15 protein-coding genes are annotated in these 19,500 nt (G+C 69.0%); 4 read left to right on the top strand and 11 right to left on the bottom strand.

The features are described from left to right. Window positions 1-64: 64 nt before the first annotated feature. Window positions 65-1,264: an L-2-hydroxyglutarate oxidase gene (lhgO, locus tag SCI24_RS01000; RefSeq protein WP_318723516.1), complete on the top strand. Its 1,200-nt coding sequence runs from the start codon at window positions 65-67 to the stop codon at window positions 1,262-1,264. Between the two features lie 11 nt (window positions 1,265-1,275). Here lhgO and SCI24_RS00995 read toward each other — a convergent pair whose 3' ends face one another. Further along, entirely contained in the window at window positions 1,276-2,994 is a 1,719-nt protein-coding gene (locus SCI24_RS00995) for a sulfate permease (RefSeq protein WP_318723513.1), read from the bottom strand. A 145-nt stretch (window positions 2,995-3,139) separates the two neighbouring features. Between SCI24_RS00995 and SCI24_RS00990 the strand changes: the two genes are divergently transcribed. Then, window positions 3,140-4,414, top strand: coding sequence for an O-acetylhomoserine aminocarboxypropyltransferase/cysteine synthase family protein (locus tag SCI24_RS00990; protein ID WP_318723512.1), 1,275 nt, complete (start codon window positions 3,140-3,142; stop codon window positions 4,412-4,414). A 117-nt stretch (window positions 4,415-4,531) separates the two neighbouring features. Here the strand turns inward: SCI24_RS00990 and SCI24_RS00985 are convergent, their stop codons facing one another. The 3 genes from SCI24_RS00985 to rarD form a co-directional block, all read right to left on the bottom strand. Then, a complete protein-coding gene (locus SCI24_RS00985) occupies window positions 4,532-5,743 on the bottom strand; it encodes an MFS transporter (protein ID WP_318723511.1) in 1,212 nt (403 codons plus the stop codon). A 95-nt stretch (window positions 5,744-5,838) separates the two neighbouring features. Beyond that, window positions 5,839-6,990 carry an NAD(P)/FAD-dependent oxidoreductase gene (locus SCI24_RS00980; protein ID WP_318723509.1) on the bottom strand — a complete coding sequence of 384 codons (1,152 nt, stop codon included), beginning with the start codon at window positions 6,988-6,990 and terminating at the stop codon, window positions 5,839-5,841. 76 nt (window positions 6,991-7,066) lie between these two features. After that, window positions 7,067-7,996 carry an EamA family transporter RarD gene (rarD, locus tag SCI24_RS00975; RefSeq protein WP_318723508.1) on the bottom strand — a complete coding sequence of 310 codons (930 nt, stop codon included), beginning with the start codon at window positions 7,994-7,996 and terminating at the stop codon, window positions 7,067-7,069. 136 nt (window positions 7,997-8,132) lie between these two features. On the opposite strand from rarD, the gene SCI24_RS00970 reads away from it, so the two are divergent. Both SCI24_RS00970 and SCI24_RS00965 read left to right on the top strand, forming a co-directional pair. Then, a complete protein-coding gene (locus tag SCI24_RS00970; protein ID WP_318723506.1) occupies window positions 8,133-8,948 on the top strand; it encodes an amidohydrolase in 816 nt (271 codons plus the stop codon). After that, on the top strand, window positions 8,948-9,646 hold the full coding sequence (locus tag SCI24_RS00965) for a pseudouridine synthase (RefSeq protein ID WP_318723505.1): 699 nt from the start codon (window positions 8,948-8,950) through the stop codon (window positions 9,644-9,646). The genes SCI24_RS00970 and SCI24_RS00965 overlap by 1 nt, the downstream gene beginning before the upstream one ends. A gap of 54 nt (window positions 9,647-9,700) precedes the next feature. On the opposite strand, the gene SCI24_RS00960 is transcribed toward SCI24_RS00965, so the two are convergent. The 7 genes from SCI24_RS00960 to gloB form a co-directional block, all read right to left on the bottom strand. After that, window positions 9,701-11,443, bottom strand: coding sequence for a diguanylate cyclase (locus SCI24_RS00960; protein WP_318723504.1), 1,743 nt, complete (start codon window positions 11,441-11,443; stop codon window positions 9,701-9,703). A gap of 237 nt (window positions 11,444-11,680) precedes the next feature. Continuing rightward, entirely contained in the window at window positions 11,681-13,279 is a 1,599-nt protein-coding gene (locus tag SCI24_RS00955) for a dipeptide ABC transporter ATP-binding protein (RefSeq protein WP_318723503.1), read from the bottom strand. Next, window positions 13,272-14,366, bottom strand: coding sequence for an ABC transporter permease (locus SCI24_RS00950; protein ID WP_318723502.1), 1,095 nt, complete (start codon window positions 14,364-14,366; stop codon window positions 13,272-13,274). Before SCI24_RS00950 ends, SCI24_RS00955 begins: the two co-directional genes overlap by 8 nt. Before the next feature lie 4 nt (window positions 14,367-14,370). Continuing rightward, window positions 14,371-15,444: a microcin C ABC transporter permease YejB gene (locus SCI24_RS00945; protein ID WP_318723501.1), complete on the bottom strand. Its 1,074-nt coding sequence runs from the start codon at window positions 15,442-15,444 to the stop codon at window positions 14,371-14,373. 59 nt (window positions 15,445-15,503) lie between these two features. After that, window positions 15,504-17,333, bottom strand: coding sequence for an extracellular solute-binding protein (locus SCI24_RS00940; protein WP_318723499.1), 1,830 nt, complete (start codon window positions 17,331-17,333; stop codon window positions 15,504-15,506). A gap of 42 nt (window positions 17,334-17,375) precedes the next feature. Further along, window positions 17,376-18,563 (bottom strand): transglycosylase SLT domain-containing protein, encoded by a 1,188-nt coding sequence (locus SCI24_RS00935; RefSeq protein ID WP_318723497.1) that lies wholly within the window; start codon window positions 18,561-18,563, stop codon window positions 17,376-17,378. A gap of 73 nt (window positions 18,564-18,636) precedes the next feature. Next, window positions 18,637-19,404 carry a hydroxyacylglutathione hydrolase gene (gene gloB / locus SCI24_RS00930; protein WP_318723495.1) on the bottom strand — a complete coding sequence of 256 codons (768 nt, stop codon included), beginning with the start codon at window positions 19,402-19,404 and terminating at the stop codon, window positions 18,637-18,639. Window positions 19,405-19,500: the final 96 nt, after the last annotated feature.

The following is a 19,500-nucleotide window of genomic DNA, read 5'->3' as shown; positions in this document are numbered from 1 at the left end:
AAATGGAAACATCCAGGGATGATGGATATTCTGCGGTCACATGCCCGTCATCCCGAGGTGAGCCTTGTACGACTTCATCATCATCGGCGGGGGTATCCTCGGCATGTCCACCGCCATGCAGCTCAGCGAGACCTTTCCCGACCGCCGCATCCTGCTGCTCGAGAAGGAGTCGGGCGCGGCCTTCCACCAGAGCGGCCGCAACAGCGGCGTCATCCATGCCGGGGTCTACTACGCCCCCGGCAGCCTCAAGGCGCGCTTCTGCCGCGAGGGCAACCGGGCCACCCGGGCGTTCTGCGAGGCCCACGACATCGAGACCCGCACCTGCGGCAAGCTGCTGGTGGCCACCAACGACCTGGAGCTTCAGCGCATGCAGGGGCTCTGGGAGCGCACCGGCGCGAATGGTCTCGAGCGCGAGTGGCTCTCCGTCGAGGCACTTGGCGAGCGGGAGCCGTCGATCAGCGGTGTCGGCGCGCTCTTCGTGCCCTCCAGCGGCATCGTCGACTATGCCCGCGTCACCCGGGCCATGGCCGAGGAGTTCGAGCAGCGTGGCGGGATGCTCCGTTTCGAACAGGAGGTCACAGGGATCGACGAGCGCCCCGGCGAGGTGGTGGTCAGGACCCGCAATGACGAATTCTCTTCCCGCTACCTGATCTCCTGCGCGGGGCTGATGTCTGACCGCGTCGTGAGGATGCTGGGGCGCAATCCCGGCTTCATCATCTGTCCCTTCCGCGGCGAGTACTTCCGCCTGCCGGAGACGCGCGACGGCATCGTCAGCCACCTGGTCTACCCCATCCCCGATCCGGCCACGCCCTTCCTCGGCGTGCACCTGACGCCGCTGATAGACGGCGGCGTGACCCTCGGCCCCAATGCCGTGCTGGCGCTGGCCCGCGAGGGGTATCGCAAGTCGGACGTCTCGCTGCCGGACCTGGCAAGGCTCTTCACCCATCCGGGGGTATGGCGGATGCTGGCCCATAACGTGCGCCCGGGGATCGAGGAGCTGCGCAACTCCTTCTCCCGTCGCCGCTACCTGGCGCTGGTGCGCCGCTACTGTCCCGAGTTGACCCTCGATGACCTCCAGCCCTGGCCTGCCGGCGTGCGTGCCCAGGCGGTCTCCCGCGATGGGCGGCTGATTGATGACTTCCTGTTCGTCAACACCCGGCGCACCGTCAACGTCTGCAATGCGCCGTCGCCGGCGGCCACCTCGGCACTGCCCATCGGGCGCTACATCGTCGACAAGGTAAAGGAGCAGGTGGAGGCCGGCTGAGGGCGCGGCCGTCAGCCCGTCCCGGAGGGACGGCTGAGCTCGACCCAGGCCGCGTAGGTGCTGAGGAAGACCCGTCCGGTCAGGTCGTCGAGGAAGTCGCTGTGCTTGAGGCGGTCCATCACCGGTCCCTTGACCTCGGCCAGGTGCAGGGTGACACCGGAGTCCTCGAGCCGGGCGTTGATGGCATCGAGGCTCTCCAGCGCCGAGGCGTCGATCAGGTTGACCGCCGAGCAGATCAGCACCACGTGCTCGAGTTCCGGGCGGCTTGCCACCAGCGCATAGACGGTGTCCTCGAGGTAGCGGGCGTTGGCGAAGTAGAGGCTCTCGTCGACGCGCAGCATGGCCAGGTGGCTGACGGTCTCGGTCTCGTGGCGCTGGATGCTGCGGAAATGCTCTGTGCCCTCGATGCGACCCACCAGGGCGCTGTGGGGACGGCTGGTGCGGTAGAGGAAGAGGGCGATGGAGAGCAGTACGCCCGAGATGATGCCGGCCTCGACCCCCTCCACCAGGGTCAGCGCGATGGTCACGGCCATGGCCGAGAAGTCGCTGCGCGAGTAGCGCCAGGTCTGGCGCACCAGGGGGATATCCACCAGGGTCAGGATGGAGACGGTGATGGTGGCCGCCAGGGTGGCGATGGGCAGGTGCTGCAGCAGCGGAGTCAGCGCCAGGGTCGCCGCGCCGATGCCCAGCGCCGCGAAGAGCCCGGCCATGGGCGTGCGGGCCCCGGATTCGAAGTTGATCACCGTGCGCGACAGCCCCCCGGTGACCGGCATCCCCCCGGAGAAGGCCGCGGCGAGGTTGGCGCCGCCCAGGCCCACCAGCTCCTGGTTGGGGGAGATCCGTTCGCGACGCTTGGCGGCCAGCATCTGGGCCATGGAAATCGATTCGACGAAGCCCACCACGCTGATCAGCAGGGCGGGAATCAGCAGGGCGCGCCACAGCGGCAGGTCCAGCGGCGGCAGGCTCAGGGGCGGCAGTCCTCCGGGAATGGCACCGACCACCGCCACGCCCCACTCCTCGAGCCCCAGCCACCAGCTGAGCAGGGTCGTCACCACCACCGCGATCACCGGGCCGGCCCGGGCCAGCAGGGAGGCGAGCCCCTTCGGCAGCCTCAGGGCCCGCAGCATCTTTTCCCCGTGGCGTCGCATCCCGACCAGGAAGGCCAGGCAGCCCAGGCCGAGCAGCAGGGTCGGCCAGTGGGTCTGCCCCAGCTCGGCGCCTAGGCTCATCAGCAGGTCCAGCGCCGTGAAGCCGCTCGCCTGGATGCCCAGCAGATGGGCCGCCTGGCTGGCGGCGATCAGCACCGCCGAGGCGGAGAGGAACCCGGCGATCACCGGATGGCTCAGGAAGTTGGCGAAGAAGCCCAGGCGCAGCAGGCCCATGGCCGTGAGCATCAGTCCGGAAAGTAGCGAGAGGACCAGGGCCGCCTGCAGATAGGCCGGGCTGCCGGGAGTGGCCACCCCCGAGAGGGCCGCGCCGCTCATCAGCGCGATGATCGCCACCGGGCCGATGGCCAGGGTGCGGCTGGTGCCGAGCAGGGCGTAGGCGATGGCTGGCAGGATGCTGGCATAGAGGCCGACCACCGCCGGCAGGCCGGCGAGTAGGGCATAGGCCAGCGACTGGGGAATCACCATCACGGTGACGATCACCCCGGCCAGCAGGTCGGCACCGGCCAGTCGGCGGGTGTAGTGGGGCAGCCAGGTGAGGATCGGCAGGTAGCGCTTGAGCATCCTTACTCGCCATGTCGGTGGCAGGGTCGACGGGAGCGGACCCGAGGCATGGCTACCAGACTAAACGATATTGGTCGCCGGGTTCAGGGTTGGTTAGCATCGGGTAAAACAGTGGATACCCCAAGACAACGCAGAAGGACACGCCATGAAGCCCGAGACCCTCGCCCTGCACCACGGCTATGCCCCCGATGACCAGCACGCCGTGGCGGTGCCCATCCACCAGACCACCTCGTTCTCGTTCGACAGCGCCCAGCATGCCGCGGACCTCTTCGACCTGAAGGTCGAGGGCAACATCTACTCGCGGATCATGAACCCCACCTGTGCGGTGCTCGAGCAGCGCGTGGCGGCCCTGGAGGGCGGCATCGCCGGGCTGGCCGTGGCGTCGGGCATGGCGGCCATCACCTACGCCATCCAGACCATCGCCGAGGCCGGGGACAATATCGTCTCCATCAGCGAGCTTTACGGCGGCACCTACAATCTCTTCGCCCACACCCTGCCGCGCCAGGGGATCGAGGTGCGCTTCGCCGACAAGGACGACATCGCCGGCCTCGAGTCGCTGATCGACGCCCGCACCAAGGCGGTGTTCTGCGAGAGCGTCGGCAACCCCTCCGGCAGCGTGGTGGACATGGTGGCCCTGGTCGAGGCGGCCCATCGCCACGGCGTGCCGGTGATCGTCGACAACACCGTGCCGACCCCCTTCCTGTGGCGGCCCATCGAGCACGGCGCCGACATCGTCATCCACTCGGCCACCAAGTATATCGGCGGCCATGGCACCACCGTGGGCGGGGTGATCGTCGACTCTGGCCGCTTCCCCTGGGCCGAGCACCCCGACCGCTTCCCCCTGCTCAACGAGCCGGACGTCTCCTACCACGGCGTCTGCTACACCCGCGACCTGGGCGAGGCCGCCTTCATCGGCCGGGCCCGGGTCGTGCCGCTGCGCAACATGGGGGCGGCACTCTCCGCCCAGGCGGCCTGGAACCTGCTCCAGGGGCTCGAGACCCTGTCGCTGCGCATCGAGCGCGTCTGCGACAACGCCCTCAAGGTGGCCGAGTACCTCGAGGGGCACCCCGCGGTGACCTGGGTGCAGTATGCCGGCCTGCCGAGCCACAAGGATCACGGCCTGGCGCAGCGCTACATGGGCGGGCGTGCCTCGGGCATCCTCAGCTTCGGCATCCAGGGCGGTCGCGAGGCCGGGGCGCGCTTCTATGACGCGCTGGGCATGATCCTGCGCCTGGTCAATATCGGCGACGCCAAGACCTGTTCGTCGATCCCGGCCGCCACCACCCACCGCCAGCTCAACGACGAGGAGCTCAAGGCCGCCGGCGTGAGGCCCGACATGGTGCGCCTCTCCATCGGCATCGAGCATGTCGACGACATCCTCGCCGACCTGGAGCAGGCCCTGTCCGCCAGCCAGGCCTGATTCGGTATCGGACAGTCGCCTCTCCCCCGTGCCGCGCTGCTCGAGGTCGAACGCCGTGAAGGGATGCGACGAGCGGGCAGTGGGGCCCGGAGGCCACCGCTTCCATGACCCTTCAGGTCAGGTCTTGCCAGACGCATCGAATGTCGAGTGCCGGCCGGCGACCAGGCGCAACCAGAGCGTGGCCAGCACCACCAGCAGGATGGCCGGCAGCATGGCCAGGTTGAGGGCCTCCCAGCCGAGGTGGTGCAGCAGTGCCCCCGACATCAGCGATCCCAGGGCCACCAGCGAGAAGATGGTCAGGTCGTTGATGCCCTGCACCTTGCCGCGCTCGACCTCGGAGTGGACCGAGGAGAGCAGGGCGCTACCGCCCACGAACAGAAAGTTCCAGCCGACGCCCAGCAGCACCAGGGCCGCCCAGAAGTGCGCCAGGCTGGCGCCGAGGTTGGTCACCAGCACCGAGCCGGTGAGCAACAGCGTGCCGGTCAGCAGGATGCGCGGCACGCCGAAGCGGGCGATCAGGCTGCCGGTGATGAACGACGGGGCAAACATGCCCAGCACGTGCCACTGCATGATGACGGCGACCTGGCCCATCTCGAAGCCCCGGGCGCGCATGGCCAGGGGCGTGGCGGTCATCACCAGCACCATGATGGCGTAGCCCAGCGACCCGGCCAGTACCGCCACCCGAAAGCTCGGCCGAGCCGCGATGTCCGCCATGGGGCGAGCACTGTCGCCGGGCTGCGCTTCTCCACTGGCAGGCACCCTGAGTTGGCTCAGCAGGCCGATGGCCAGCAGGGCGAGCAGCGCGATCACCAGGTAGGGGCCACCCGAGGGTACGCCAGCGATCAGGTTCCGGGCGGCACTGGCGTTCCAGGGGCCAAGGAAGGCCGCCACCACGCCACCGGCCAGGACGAAGGAGATCGCCCGGGTGCGAAAGGCGGGGCTCGCCACATCCGCGGCGGCGAAGCGGTAGTACATGGCAAACCCCTGGTAGAGACCCAGCAGCAGGTTGCCGACGCAGAACAGCCAGAAGGAGCCCGTGGCGATGCCCGCGAAACTGACCAGCCCGCCACCCACGCCGCCCAGGGTGGCTCCGGTGATGAAGCCACGGCGCCGGCCCATGCGCTTCATGTAGAGGGATGCCGGCAGGGTGGAGACCACGGTGCCCAGCATCATGATGGCAATCGGCAGGGTGGCGAGGCCCGGGTCGGGGCTCAGTTGCTGACCGACCACGCCGCTCAGGGTCATGACGGTGATCGAGGCCACCATGAACAGCACCTGGCTGCTGACCAGGATGGCCACATTGCGTTTTTCCCGACGTGCCGGCTCCATTGGTGCCTCTCTCCTGCAGTGATCGAGATCTTGCTGTCTGGTGCAGATTACCCGTTCCCCGATGCCATGCTCGCTGTCGGTGCCGTTTCCCCCCCTCAGGGCCGCAACTGGCGAAGGAAGCGGTGATCCATTCGCCGTTTCCAGGCCAGGGCCAGGCGACCGCCCCACCAGCGGCGGCCGCGGATGGCGAGCCCCTGGCCGGCGCCCAGGTCGAGGATCGCCAGGGCCAGCCGCTGGGGAACATAGGGTCTCAGGGGACCACCGGCCAGGCGCGCCGCCAGGTTGTCGAGCAGCACAGGGGCCTGGCGGAGGCCGTGGATGCGCAGGCGCGGCAGCGCGTGGTGCAACATGGCCGCACAGTCGCCGGCGGCGAAGATGTCGGGATGGCCGGGGCTCTGCAGGGTCGCCTCCACGGCCAGGCCGCGCCCGGGAATCAGCGGCAGGCCCAGGCGTTCGACCACCTCGGGTGGTGCCAGCCCCGTGGCATGCACGACATGGTCGGCTGGCAGCCATTGCAGGCTGTCCTCGCCCCAGGCGTTGGCCTCGGTGGCGAAGGTCACGCCGCCGGCGGCATGGCCATTGACGTCCAGGCCGAAGCGGACCCGGATCTCGCGGCGCTCGAGCTGGCGCATCAGCCAACGTATGGCCCCCACGGGGGCGCCTTCCAGCAGTCGTTCGCCGCGGCTCACCAGCAGGATCTCGGGGCGGGTGCCATGGCGACGAGCCAGTTCGCGCAGCTGGCAGGCCACCTCCACGCCGCTCGGGCCACCCCCGACGACGACCAGCCGGGGGGTGAGCCCACGGGAGAACTCCTGTTCCAGGCAGCGGCGCAGGGCGAGCAGGCGCGGGATCGGCTTGACCGCCCAGACACGGGGCCCCGGCGTGCGCCGTGGGGGAGAGGGCGTACGCGACCCCAGGTTCAGCGAGAGCAGCGAGAAATCGAGCTCGCGACCGTCCTCCAGCCGGGCGACTCGGGCCTCCGGGTCGAGGTATGCCAGGCGGCCCCTCAGGGCCTGCACGCCGAAGTGGCTCGCCAGGCGGGTCGGGTCCAGGCGATCCTCGGCGGCGGTGTGGTAGGCGCCGAGCATGCCGGTGGCCCGCCCCGAATACCAGAAGCTGCCGGGGTCGACGAGGGTGACCTCGGCGCCCTCGAGACGCTGGCGATGTCGGATCAGGTACAGGTGGGCATGCCCGGCGCCGACCAGCAGCAGGTGGGGTCGTCCGGCGCGAGGAGGTGTGGGAGTCATCCCGCGATGGTAGCGGAAAGGCGCGGGTCAGGCGACACGGGCGCCCGGCTTGACAGGCCGCGGCGCCCGGGGCGGGTCAACGCGATGAGGGCGCCGGCGTGCTCGCCTCCCGGGGACGCGACTGCCAGGCCGACCAGGAGTAGAGGGCCAGTCCGGTCCAGATCAGCACGAAGGTGGTCAGCTGCACCGGTGCCAGGGGTTCGTGGAAGACCAGCAGGGCGATGAAGAACTGGATGGTCGGGTTGAGGTACATCAGGAAGCCCAGGGTGGCCAGGCGCAGGCGGCGCGCGGCGCCGGCGAAGGCCAGCAGGGGCAGGGCGGTGATCACGCCGCTGGCCACCAGCAGGCCGGTGGTGCGGCCATCATCGAGGAAGTGGGAGAGCTCGGCCTGGGTGAGCCAGCCCAGCGCCATCAGGGCCAGGGGCAGCAGCAGCAGGGTCTCGACGAAGAGGCCCGAGAGGCCGTCCAGCGGCACCTGCTTGCGCAGCAGGCCGTAGGTGCCGAAGGAGAAGGCCAGGGCCAGGCTGATCCAGGGCAACTCGCCCAGCATCACCAGCTGGATCGCGATGGCCAGTCCCGCGAGTCCCACCGCCACACCCTGCAGGCGCGCCATGCGCTCGCGCAGCACCAGCATGCCCAGTCCCACGTTGACCAGCGGCGTCATGAAGTAGCCCAGGCTCGCCTGGAGCACGTGACGGGTCTCCACCGAGTAGATGTAGAGCCCCCAGTTCAGGGCGATGAGCAGGGCGCAACCCAGCACCCGGCCGAGGCGCCTGGGCTCGGCAATCGCCCGGCGGATGGGCGCCCAGCGGCCGAGCAGGGTGACCAGCCCGACCAGGAAGAGGCAGGACCAGATCACCCGGTGCAGCAGGATCTCGAAGGCGGGCACGCCCTGGAAGAGGGCGAAGAACAGCGGGAAGCAGCCCCAGGCCATATAGGCGGCCAGGCCGAAGGCGACGCCCTTGCCGGTCTCGTGCTGCGGGGCAGAGGTGGGGTGGTGGGTCATGAAGGCCTCGATCCAAAATCCCTGGACCTTAGCAGGCTATTGGCATCGCCGCCATGGGCCACGTGCGGCGGCTGACGATGACGGGGCTCGTGGGGTAGGCTGGGTCCGGGCATATTATCTGGACGGGAGTCCCCCCATGAGCGAACTGAGAATCACCCTGGTGCAGTGTGACCTGCGCTGGGAAGACCCCGACGCCAACTGCCGGATGCTCGAGGAGACCCTGGGCGGGCTCGGCGCCGATGACACCGACCTGATCGTGCTGCCGGAGATGTTCGCCACCGGCTTTACCATGAACTCCCGGGAGATGGCCGAGCCCATGGCCGAGAGCCGGACCGTGGCCTGGCTCAAGGACCAGGCGGCCCGCCGCGGCTGCGTGGTCACCGGCAGTGTCGCGGTGGTGGAGAATGGCGACTACTTCAATCGCCTGGTCTGGGCGCGCCCGGACGGCAGCCTGGTCACCTACGACAAGCGTCACCTCTTCCGCATGGCCGGGGAGCACGAACGCTACGCCATGGGCCACGAGCGGGTGATCGTCGAGCTCAAGGGGTTCCGGATCCTGCTCAGCGTCTGCTACGACCTGCGCTTCCCCGTCTGGCTGCGCCAGCAGCCCGGGCCCGACGAGCACTTCGAGTATGACGCCCTGCTCTGCGTGGCCAACTGGCCGGCGCCGCGTCGCCACCCCTGGCGGGTGCTGCTGCAGGCCCGGGCCATCGAGAACCTGTGCCCGGTGATCGGCGTCAACCGGGTCGGCGAGGATGCCAAGGGACTCGCCTATGCCGGCGATTCCATGCTGGTCGACCCCAAGGGCGAGACGCTGATCGACGAGCCCCGGGATACCCCCTTCCTGAAGACCGGCAGCCTCTCGCTCGAGGAACTGCGACGCTTCCGCGAGAAGTTTCCCGCCTGGCGCGATGCCGACCACTTCGGCCTCGCCGACGGGGTGGGCTACTGATGCGCCTGGACCGTTTCCTCTGCGAGACCACCGACCTGACGCGCAGCCTGGCCAAGAAGGCCCTGCACCGCGAGGAGGTCCGGGTGGCCGGCGAGGTGATCAAGAACCCCGCCACCCAGGTCGACGAGCAGAGCCAGGTCACCTGGAACGGCGAGCGCCTGGCCCTGGTCGGCCTGCGCTACGTGATGCTGCACAAGCCCGAGGGCGTCGAGTGCAGCGCCCGTCGCGGCCTCTACCCGCTGGTCCGCGAACTGGTCGACCTGCCCCATGTGGAGCGCCTGCAGACGGTGGGCCGGCTGGACGTCGACACCACCGGCCTGGTGCTGCTCACCGATGACGGCCAGTGGTCCCACCGGGTCACCTCGCCGAAGCGACGCTGTGGCAAGGTCTACGCGGTCACGCTCGCCGAGCCGCTGGAGGGTGCGGCGCGGGATGACGCCGTGGCCCGCTTCGCCGAAGGGCTGCTGCTCGACGGGGAGGAGAAGCCGACACGTCCCGCGGAACTGGCGATGCGCTCACCGCGCGTGGCCGAGCTGACCCTCTATGAGGGCAAGTACCATCAGGTCAAGCGGATGTTCGCGGCCATCGGTCACCACGTGGTGGCCCTGCACCGCGAATCGATCGGGCCGCTCTCCCTCGGCGAGCTGGCTCCCGGGGAGTGGCGGGAACTCACCGAGGAGGAGGTGGCGCGCTTCTGAGCTCGGCACGACGCCTTGGGCCATCGGATGCCTCGGGACGGATGTCACGGGGCCTCAGGCGTAGGTCTCGATCCTCGCCCGCCCGCGGTGCTTGGCCGAGTAGAGCGCCTTGTCGGCGAGCCCGATCAGCGTCAGCGGGTCGCCGGCATGCTCGGGGTAGGTGGCGATGCCGCAGGAGATCGACAGCGGCCCGAGCACCCGGTCGCGGTGACGGAAACGCGTCCGGCTCAGCACCTCCAGCAGCTCGGCAAGGCGCGCCTCGGCGATGGCCGCGGTGGCCCCCGGCATGATGATCACGAACTCCTCGCCGCCCATCCGGCAGACCACGTCGGCATCGCGGAAGTGATGGGTCAGCACCCGTCCCACGCCGACCAGCACCGTATCCCCCGCCTCGTGCCCCTCGCGGTCGTTGAACTGCTTGAAGTGGTCGATATCGATCATCGCCAGCGTCAGCGGCGTCTGGTGTCGGCGCGCGACTGCCGCCTCGTGCTGCAGCAGTTCGTCGAAGTAGCGACGGTTGTGCAGCCCGGTCAGGGCGTCCTGGTAGGAGTAGGCCTGCAGCTTCTCGACCGTCTGCTCCAGCGCCCGCGTGCGCTCGGCGACCTGCTTCTCCAGGGAGAGGTTGAGGCGGCGCAGTTCGCGCTGGGTGTGCCGGTAGTGCCAGAGCGAGATCATCACGATGGCCAGCGCGAAGCCCAGCGCGGCGCCGCTGACCGGGACACGGCGCCAGGGCAGCAGGCCGTGGGCCACGGCCATGTCGACCACCAGCAGCAGGGCGAAGAGCCCGTAGCTGGCGATGATCAGCTTCTGCTCGGCGTTGAGGGCGCCCAGGTGAACGACGATGGTGGTGAACATCACCAGCAGGGTGACCAGCAGCAGCGCATCGAAGGGCGGGAAGGTACTGGAGAGGTCGACGACGCCGGCCAGGGCGAGCCCCGGTGCCATCACCAGGTAGCCCAGGTGGAGCTGCCAGATGCGCCGCAGCAGCGTCGGGCGTTGCTCGGCGAACCAGTGTTCCAGCATCAGCCCCATGGCCACCGGCAGGGTGTAGTAGCCCACGGCGGCCAGGTAGTCCCACAGCAGGGGGATCTCCAACAGCAGCTGGCTCGCCTGGGTCTCGGCCAGCAGCATGCTGCCGGCCCCCAGGGCGAAGAGCCCGATGCCGAGGAAGCTGCGCCGGTCGGCCTGGATGAGGGCGAAGATGAAGGCCAACAGGGCCAGCAGCAGCAGGAAGGCGCTGACCACCAGGTCCCCGGCCGATCGCTCGAGGATGTAGTGCAGCAGGTCGAGGCGGTCCATCAGCTTGACCTCGCCCCACAGGCCGATGTCGGTGTAGTCGGAGAAGACGCGGAAGTGGAGGGTCCTGCCCGCGAAGTCCTCGGGCAGGCTGATCATGTGCCAGGGCCACCCCTCGAAGCGGCCCTCCCCGCGGGCATCGAAGTGCCCGTACTGGTAGATCAGCTCGTCCTCCAGCCAGGCCTGGGTGATCAGGTCGACGCTGTAGATGTAGAGCACCGGGTCGCGCCACTCCCCCTCGGGCAGGGTAATGCGAAACCAGGCGTGCTTGCTGCCGCCACGGCCGGGCGGGTTGGAGGGGAAGGCGATCGGCTGCCACTCGCCCTGGGATGCCGGGTCGTCGACCCAGGCCGGGGTGCCGTCGGCCCGGAAAGGGGAGTCCCCCCAGCGATACTCCCAGCCCACGTCGAGGGCCAGCGGGGGGGGACCGGCGCAGGCGGGCGCGACCAGCAGCAACGTCAGCAACAGGGTCCCGAGCAGGGAGGAGAGGAGTGAGCGCATGGCGTCCTGGGGCCTCGGATCAGATACGCAGTGTAACCCAGCGTAACCCGCGATGGCTGCCACCCTTGTCAACGCCCCGCGGGCGGATCCCATGGCACTCCCGTATGGTGCCCCATATTTATACCGTTATCTCATTGCGAATGCCTCAATGTATTCTCGCCTCGGGAGAAGCTGGAGTCCGGTACGCCATCGGGGGAACGCCGCTGTCCTGCCCTCGAGGCCAGCTCGCTGACCGGCTCACCCGCGCGGGGCAAGCCCCGCGGCGGCCACCAGGGCCCGGGTGTAGTCGCTGGCGGGATTTTCGAGGACCTGCAGGCAGTCGCCCTGTTCCATCACCTCGCCGTCCTTGAGCACCAGCACCCGGTGGGCCATGGCACGCACCACCGCCAGGTCATGGCTGATGAACAGGTAGCTGAGGTGGCGCCGCGCCTGGAGGTCGCGAAGCAGCTCGACCAGCTGCTTCTGGACGCTGCGATCCAGCGCCGAGGTGGGCTCATCGAGGACCACCAGACGTGGCTCGAGGATGATCGCCCGGGCCACGGCGATGCGCTGGCGCTGGCCGCCGGAGAACTCGTGGGGGTAGCGGGAGGCGCACTCCTCGGGGAGGCCCACCTCGCGCAGGGTGGCGCGCACGCGGCGGTCGACCTCGGCTCTGTCGAGCTCCGGGTGATGGAAGCGCAGCCCCTCGCTGACGATATCGAAGACCGGCAGGCGCGGCGAGAGCGAGCCATAGGGGTCCTGGAACACCACCTGCAGGCTGCGCCGCTGGCGTCGCAGGGCGTTGCCGGTCAGCTGGTCGAGGCGGTTGCCGTCGAAGTCGATCTCGCCGCTGCCCTGGCCCAGTCGCAGTAGCGCGAGGGCCAGGGTGGTCTTGCCCGAGCCGGATTCCCCGACGATGCCCAGGGTCTCGCCGGGCGCCACCTGGAGGTCCAGAGGCTTGACCGCCTCGAAGGGAGGCGGACGCCGGGCGAACAGCCGTGTCGGGCGCGGGAAGCTGACCGCGACCCCCCGGGCGCTCAGCAGCGGGGCAACACGTGCCACCGGCGCCGGGCGTCCCGCGGGTTCGGCCTCCAGCAGCTGCCGGGTATAGTCGCTGCGGGGATGGGTGAAGACCTCCGCCACCGGCCCGGTCTCCTGCTCACGGCCGGCATGCAGCACGCAGATGCGGTCGGCATGGCGGCGCACCAGGTTGAGGTCGTGGGTGATGAAGAGCATGCCCATCCCATGGGCATCGCGCAGTTCGGCGAGCAGGCCGAGGATCTCCTGCTGCACGGTGACGTCCAGTGCGGTGGTGGGCTCGTCGGCGATCAGCAGCTCGGGGCCGTTGGCGATCGCCATGGCGATCATCACTCGCTGGCGCTGGCCGCCCGAGATCTGGTGTGGCCAGGCATCCAGCAGTTCGCCGGCGCGGGGCAGGCGGACCTGCTCCAGCAGTTCCCAGGTGCGTGCCCGGGCGGCCCGGCCGGTGAGCCCCTGGTGCAGGCGCAGGGTCTCGCCGATCTGCTTGCCGATGGGGTGCAGCGGGTTGAGCGAGGTCATGGGCTCCTGGAAGACGAAACCCACCCGGCTACCGCGCAGCCCCCGCCATCCCCGGTCGGACAGGGTGGTGAGGTCGGTGTCGCCCAGCCGGCGCCCGCCCTCGACCCGGGCATTGGGGGGCAGCAGGTTCATGGCGCCGAGGGCCGAGACCGACTTGCCGGAGCCGGACTCGCCGACCAGCGCCAGGGTCTCGCCACGCTTGACGGTGAGCGACAGCCGGTCGACCACGCTGACCCCGTCGAAGGCGATGGTCAGGTCGTTGAGCTGCAGCAGGGGGGTGGACATGGGTTCACGCATCCTGGCCGCTCCTCGTGGGCTCGCTCGGTGCTGGGGCGGGGCTCGCGGCATGCTGGATATGGCGGGGGTCGAAGGCATCGCGAAGCCCCTCGCCGATGAATACCAGCAGCGAGAGCATCACCGAGAGGGTGACGAAGGCGGTGATGCCAAGCCAGGGGGCCTGCAGGTTGTTCTTGCCCTGGGCGACCAGTTCGCCCAGGGACGGCGAGCCCGGGGGCAGGCCGAAACCCAGGAAGTCCAGGGCGGTGAGGGTGGTGATGGCGCCGGTAAACAGGAAGGGGATGAAGGTCAGGGTCGCCACCATGGCATTGGGCAGGACATGGCGCCACATGATCAGCCGCGAGGGCAGGCCCATGGCGCGAGCGGCGCGCACGTACTCGAGGTTCCGGGCACGCAGGAACTCGGCGCGCACCACGTCCACCAGCCCCAGCCAGGAGAACAGCAGCATGATGCCCAGCAGCCACCAGAGGTTGGGTTCCACCAGGCTCGCCAGGATGATCAGCAGGAAGAGCATCGGCAGCCCCGACCAGATCTCGGTGAAGCGCTGGCCGATCAGGTCCACCTTGCCGCCGAAGTAGCCCTGGATGCCGCCGGCCAGCACGCCCAGTACCAGCGAGCCGGCGGTGAGCACCAGGGCGAAGATTACCGAGAGGCGGAAGCCGTAGATCACCCTCGCCATGACGTCGCGGCCCTGGTCGTCGGTACCCAGCCAGTGCCGTGTGGTGGGCGGCGACGGCGCTGGGTGGTCGAGTTCCATGTCCAGGGTCTCGTAGGAGAAGGGGATAGGCGGCCAGAGCATCCAGCCGTTGGCCATGATCTCGTCGCGCACGAAGGGGTCGCGGTAGTCGGCGGGACTGGGCAGGAAGCCGCCGAACTCGGTATCCGGGTAGTCCACCATGACCGGCACGTACCACCCTCCCTGGTACTGCATGACGATCGGCCGGTCGTTGGCGATCACCTCCGCCACCAGGCTGATCACGAAGAGGGTCGCGAAGATCCACAGCGAGACCCGCGCCCGGCGGTTGTCGCGGAAGACCGCCAGGCGGCGCCGGGTGATGGGGGAGAGCTCGCGCGAGAGCAGTGACATCGGATCAGGACTCCCGTGTCTCGAAGTCGATGCGCGGGTCCACCCACACATAGGTCAGGTCGGAGATCAGCTTCAGTACCAGCCCGATCAGCGTATAGAGGTAGAGGGTGCCGAAGATCACCGGATAGTCGCGTTGCATCACCGCCTCGAAGCCCAGCAGGCCCAGGCCGTTGAGCGAGAAGATCACCTCGATCAGCAGCGAGCCGGTGAAGAAGATGCCGACCAGGGCCGCCGGCAGCCCGGCGATGATGATCAGCATGGCGTTGCGGAAGACGTGGCCGTAGAGCACCCGGCGGTCGCTGGCGCCCTTGGCACGGGCGGTGAGCACGTACTGCTTGTGCACCTCGTCGAGGAAGCTGTTCTTGGTCAGCATGGTCAGGGTCGCGAAGCTGCCGATCGCCGAGGCGATCACCGGCAGGGTGATGTGCCACAGGTAGTCCTTGACCTTGCCCCAGGCGGAGAGCTCGTCGAAGTCCGGCGAGGTGAGGCCGCGCAGCGGGAAGAGGTCCCAGTAGCTGCCGCCGGCGAACAGCACGATCAGCAGGATGGCGAACAGGAAGCCGGGGATGGCGTAGCCCACGATCACCAGCCCCGAACTCCAGACGTCGAAGCGTGAGCCGTGTCGCAGGGCCTTGCGGATGCCCAGCGGGATCGACACCAGGTAGACCACCAGGGTGGTCCAGAGCCCCAGCGAGATCGAGACGGGAAGCCGCTCCAGCATCAGCGTGGTGACGGGCTCGTCGCGGAAGAAGCTCTCGCCGAAGTCGAAGGTGGCGTAGTCGACGATCATGCCGAGGAAGCGTTCATGGGGGGGCTGGTCGAACCCGAACTGGGTCTCCAGCCGGCGGATCAGCTCCTCCGGTACACCGCGGGATCCCCGCGAGTCTCCCGCGACGGTGACATCCCCGCCGCCTCCCTCCATGCGGGTGCTGGCCTGGCTCGAGAGCCCCTCGAAACGGGCCAGCATCTGGTCGATGGGGCCGCCCGGGGCGGCCTGGACGATGATGAAGTTGAGCAGCATGATCCCCAGCAGGGTGGGGATCATCAGCAGCAGGCGGCGCAGTACATAGCGGGCCACGGCGTGTCCTTACTCCACGGATGATGGCGGCCGGAGCACCGGCCGCCGGTCATGCACCTTCAGCGGTTGCGCTGGCGGGCCTCGATCTCGGCGCCGCGCTCGGGGTCCACCCACCAGGCGGCCAGGTCCAGGTTGTACTCGGGGAAGGGCTCCTGCCAGCGGAACTTGTCCCACAGGGCGATGCGCGTCTTCCCGAGGTGCCACTGGGGAATGACGTAGAAGCCCCAGCGCAGCACCCGGTCCAGTGCCCGGGCGGCGGTATCCAGTGCCTCCCGGGAGTCGGCGGCGATCAGGGTGCTGACCAGCTCGTCGACCACCGGGTTACTGAGCCCGATCAGGTTGCGGCTCTGGGGGATCTCGGCGTATTCGCTGGTCCAGAAGTCGCGCTGCTCGTTGCCGGGGTTGGCCGACTGGGGGAAGCTGCCGACGATGATATCGAAGTCGAAGCCGCGCAGCCGGTTGAGGTACTGGTTGACGTCGACGATGCGGATATTGCCCTCGATGCCGATCTTGGCCAGGTTCTGCAGCAGCGGCTGCACGACCCGCTCGAACTGGGTGTCGAAGAGCAGGACCTCCACCGTGAGCGGCGCACCGGAGTCGAGGTGGGTCATGACCCCATCGCGAACCACATAGCCGGCCTCGTTGAGCAGCTCCAGGGCCCGGGCGAGCCGTGGACGCATCTCCTCGGGGTGCTCGACAGGCAGGGGTTCCTCGAAGACCCGCTCGGGCAGGGCCTCGCGGTGCGGCTCGAGCAGGGCCAGTTCGGCCTCGCTCGGCAGGCCCTCGGCGGCCATCTCGGAGTTGGCGAAGTAGCTCTCGGTGCGCTGGTAGGCGCCGTAGAAGAGGTTGCGGTTGAGCCACTCGAAGTCGAAGGCCAGGTTGAGGGCCTCGCGGACGCGTACGTCCTGGAACTTGTCGCGCCGCAGGTTCATCACGTAGGCCTGCATGCCGGCGGGCTGGCCGTCCGGCACCTCGAGCCGCTTGACGAATCCCTCTTCCAGGGCCGGGAAGTCGTAGGCGGTGGCCCAGTTGCGGGCGCTGGTCTCGATGCGCATGTCGAGGTTGCCGGCCTTGAAGGCCTCGAGGGCTACCGTCTGGTCGCGGTAGTAGTCGTAGACCAGCCGCTGCATGTTGTGGCGGCCACGGTTCACCGGGAGGTCCCGTCCCCAGTAGTCGTCGACGCGCTCGAAGACGATGCGCCGCCCCGGCTCCACCTCGCCGATGCGGTAGGGGCCGGAGCCGAGCAGGGCATCGCGGGTGGTGGCCTCGAAGTCACGCTCCTGCCAGAAGTGGGCCGGCAGGATCGGCAGCTGCCCGATGATCAGCGGTAGCTCACGTGACTCGCTGTCGGCGAGGTCGAAGTGGACGGTATCCTCGTCGAGCGCCGTCACGTCGATGACGTCGGCATAGTAGGCGCCATAGAAGGGCTGCCCCTTTTCCGTGAGGGTCTCGAAGCTGAACACCACGTCCTCGGGGGTGACCGGCTCGCCGTCATGGAAGCGCGCCTCGGGGTGCAGGTCGAACTCGATCCACTGCCGCTCGGGATCCAGCCGCACGCCCTCGGCGAGCAGGCCATACATCGAGAAGGGCTCGTCGGGGTTCTGGGTCAGCAGGGTGTCGTAGATCTCGGTCAGGCCGGTGGCCGGGGTGCCGCGGATGATGAAGGGATTGGTGGAGTCGAAGCTGCCGATGGCCGAGCGCACCAGGCTGCCGCCCGTCGGGGCGTCGGGGTTCGCGTGGGGGAAGTGCGTGAAGTCCGCCGGCAACGCCGGGTCGCCATAGAGGGCCAGGCCGTGGACGGTCGGCACTTCGGTCGGGTCGGCCGCCAGGACCGGTCCACCGAGCAGCGCGCCCAGCAGCAGGCCCAGGCCAGGGGCAGCGTGTCGCATCGATCAGGTTCCTTGTAGCAGGCGGGGCCGTGGCCCCTGACATCAACTACCGGAAAGTGTCAGCTGTTGCCCCGGTTGTAAAGCGTCGGGCCGCTCGATGCCGTTCCAGCGGGCCAGGTCGGTCAGCGCCACGGCATGGCGGGAGGCGATGGCAGAGAGGCTGTCCCCGCGACGGACCACGTAGATGTCGTCGCCGTCGGTGGCGGCTGTGCGTCGCGTGGCGTTGCCGCTGAGCCTGGCCACCAGCCGTTCGGCACTGCTGGCGGGGACCAGCAGGCGCTTGACGTGGCGGGGGTCGGCCCGGTTGCCGAGCAGGCCGGGATTGAGGTCGGCCAGGGTCGCGTGGGAGACCCCCGCCATGCGGGCCGCCTCGCCGAGGTCCATGGGCCGGGTCACCGGCACCTCGGCCACGGCCGGGGCGGCCTCGATGGGGGGCAGCTCGACGTCGTAGCGCTCCGGCTCGGCGATGATCGCCGAGATGGCGATCAGCTTGGGGACGTAGGCCATGGTCTCCCGCGGCAGCTTGAGGTCCCAGTAGCTGCCGGCCTTGCCGCGAGAGAGCGCGGCGCTGCGGGCACGGTTCACGGTGCCGGCGCCGGCATTGTAGGCCGCCAGGGAGAGCTCGATATCCCCCTCGTACCACTGCTCGGCCTGCATCTCGATGTAGTCCAGGGCGGCATGGGTGGAGCGCGCCACGTCCAGGCGGCCGTCGTAGCCGCCGCCGCGGCGCAGCCCCAGGGCATGGCCGGTACCGGGCATGAACTGCCACAGGCCTGCCGCCCCGCGATGGCTCTGGGCGGTGGGATCGAAGGAACTCTCGATGAAGGGGATCAGGGCAACCTCGCCGGGCAGGCCGCGCTCCTCCACCCGTTCGGTGATCCAGGCGAGCCAGGGTCTGGCGCGCTCGGTGATCTCGACGATGTTGTGGGGGCTCTGGCGGTAGTGGTCGATCCACTGCCGCACGCGTGCCTGGTCGATGTCCTCCTGCCACTGGAAGGCCTCGGCGAGGCGCGACCAGGCATCCCGGGGCTCGAGGGCCAGGGCGTCCCAGAAGGTCTGGTTGGCGGGGAGCGGGGCAGGCTGGGCCTTGTGGCTGGCCGAATCGTCCTTGAAGGCGCGCTGGGGCGTCGGTGAGGCCTGGCTGTTGCCGGTGGTGGCCATCAGTGAACCCATCAGCGCGAGACAGCTGGTGAAGCCCAGGATCCGTCGACGTGTCGTGTGGTAGGTCATCGAAAGGTGATCTCCTGGTCATGCGAAGGCCTGCCGCCACGGGCAGGCCGGGTGTCATCCATCAACGGCGTGTTCAGAAGCCATCCTTCCAGGCGCGCAGCGTGGTGAAGGTCGCCAGGTCGCTGTCGGTGTCGCCTTGCGCCGATGCGGCCTGGCGCACCCCGGCCGAGGCGCAGCGCAGGAAGGGGTTGATTCGGCGTTCGCGGCCAAGCGTAGTGGGCAGGGTGGGGCGTTCGAGCTCGCGGGCCCTCTGGCACTCCGCCTCGGCGGCCTCGATATCGGCATTGTCCGGGTCGGCGGCGCGGGCGAACGCCAGGTTGGCCAGGGTGTACTCGTGGGCGGCGAACACCAGGGTGTCCTCCGGCAGGGACTCGAGGCGCGACAGCGACTCATGCATCTGTGCCGGGGTGCCCTCGAAGAGTCGGCCGCAGCCGGCACTGAACAGCACATCGCCGCTGAACAGCAGCGGCGGGATGCCCGGCGTGAAGAAGCCGATATGGTCCAGAGTGTGGCCGGGCAGGGCGAGCACCTCGAACAGCCGGCCCATCACCCGCACCTCGTCGCCGTCGCCGACCCGCTCGTCGATGCCGTCGATCTCGGGATTGTCGGGGCCGATCACCCGCGGCGAGTAGCGCTTTATCAGCTCCGCCAGGCCACCGGTATGGTCATGATGGTGGTGGGTGATCAGCACGGTCCCCAGTTCCAGTCCCTCGCGCTCCAGCCACTCGATCACCGGCGTTGCATCGCCGGGGTCCACCACGCAGACTGCCTGGCTCGTGTCCTGGCGCAGCAGCCAGATATAGTTGTCGCTAAAGGCGGGTATCGGTGTCACGCTCAACATGGGCTCGGGGTCCTTGGACGGAGGCGTTGCCAGACGCTGCCGCGATTCGTTGCGATATGGTTTACAAAATCAGGCACTGTGGAGGGAAAACGGCAC

The sequence above is a fragment of the Halomonas sp. genome (genome assembly GCF_033549285.1).
In the GTDB taxonomy this organism is placed as follows: domain Bacteria; phylum Pseudomonadota; class Gammaproteobacteria; order Pseudomonadales; family Halomonadaceae; genus Halomonas.
This window is presented reverse-complemented; position numbering and strand designations above follow the sequence as displayed.

What these genes read in the sequence shown, in the direction of transcription:
- SCI24_RS00995 (WP_318723513.1), bottom strand. Translation starts at nt 2,994, where the DNA reads ATGCTCAAGCGCTACCTGCCGATCCTCACCTGGCTGCCCCACTACACC.
- SCI24_RS00990 (WP_318723512.1), top strand. Translation starts at nt 3,140, where the DNA reads ATGAAGCCCGAGACCCTCGCCCTGCACCACGGCTATGCCCCCGATGAC.
- SCI24_RS00985 (WP_318723511.1), bottom strand. Translation starts at nt 5,743, where the DNA reads ATGGAGCCGGCACGTCGGGAAAAACGCAATGTGGCCATCCTGGTCAGC.
- SCI24_RS00980 (WP_318723509.1), bottom strand. Translation starts at nt 6,990, where the DNA reads ATGACTCCCACACCTCCTCGCGCCGGACGACCCCACCTGCTGCTGGTC.
- rarD (WP_318723508.1), bottom strand. Translation starts at nt 7,996, where the DNA reads ATGACCCACCACCCCACCTCTGCCCCGCAGCACGAGACCGGCAAGGGC.
- SCI24_RS00970 (WP_318723506.1), top strand. Translation starts at nt 8,133, where the DNA reads ATGAGCGAACTGAGAATCACCCTGGTGCAGTGTGACCTGCGCTGGGAA.
- SCI24_RS00965 (WP_318723505.1), top strand. Translation starts at nt 8,948, where the DNA reads ATGCGCCTGGACCGTTTCCTCTGCGAGACCACCGACCTGACGCGCAGC.
- SCI24_RS00960 (WP_318723504.1), bottom strand. Translation starts at nt 11,443, where the DNA reads ATGCGCTCACTCCTCTCCTCCCTGCTCGGGACCCTGTTGCTGACGTTG.
- SCI24_RS00955 (WP_318723503.1), bottom strand. Translation starts at nt 13,279, where the DNA reads ATGCGTGAACCCATGTCCACCCCCCTGCTGCAGCTCAACGACCTGACC.
- SCI24_RS00950 (WP_318723502.1), bottom strand. Translation starts at nt 14,366, where the DNA reads ATGTCACTGCTCTCGCGCGAGCTCTCCCCCATCACCCGGCGCCGCCTG.
- SCI24_RS00940 (WP_318723499.1), bottom strand. Translation starts at nt 17,333, where the DNA reads ATGCGACACGCTGCCCCTGGCCTGGGCCTGCTGCTGGGCGCGCTGCTC.
- SCI24_RS00935 (WP_318723497.1), bottom strand. Translation starts at nt 18,563, where the DNA reads ATGACCTACCACACGACACGTCGACGGATCCTGGGCTTCACCAGCTGT.
- gloB (WP_318723495.1), bottom strand. Translation starts at nt 19,404, where the DNA reads ATGTTGAGCGTGACACCGATACCCGCCTTTAGCGACAACTATATCTGG.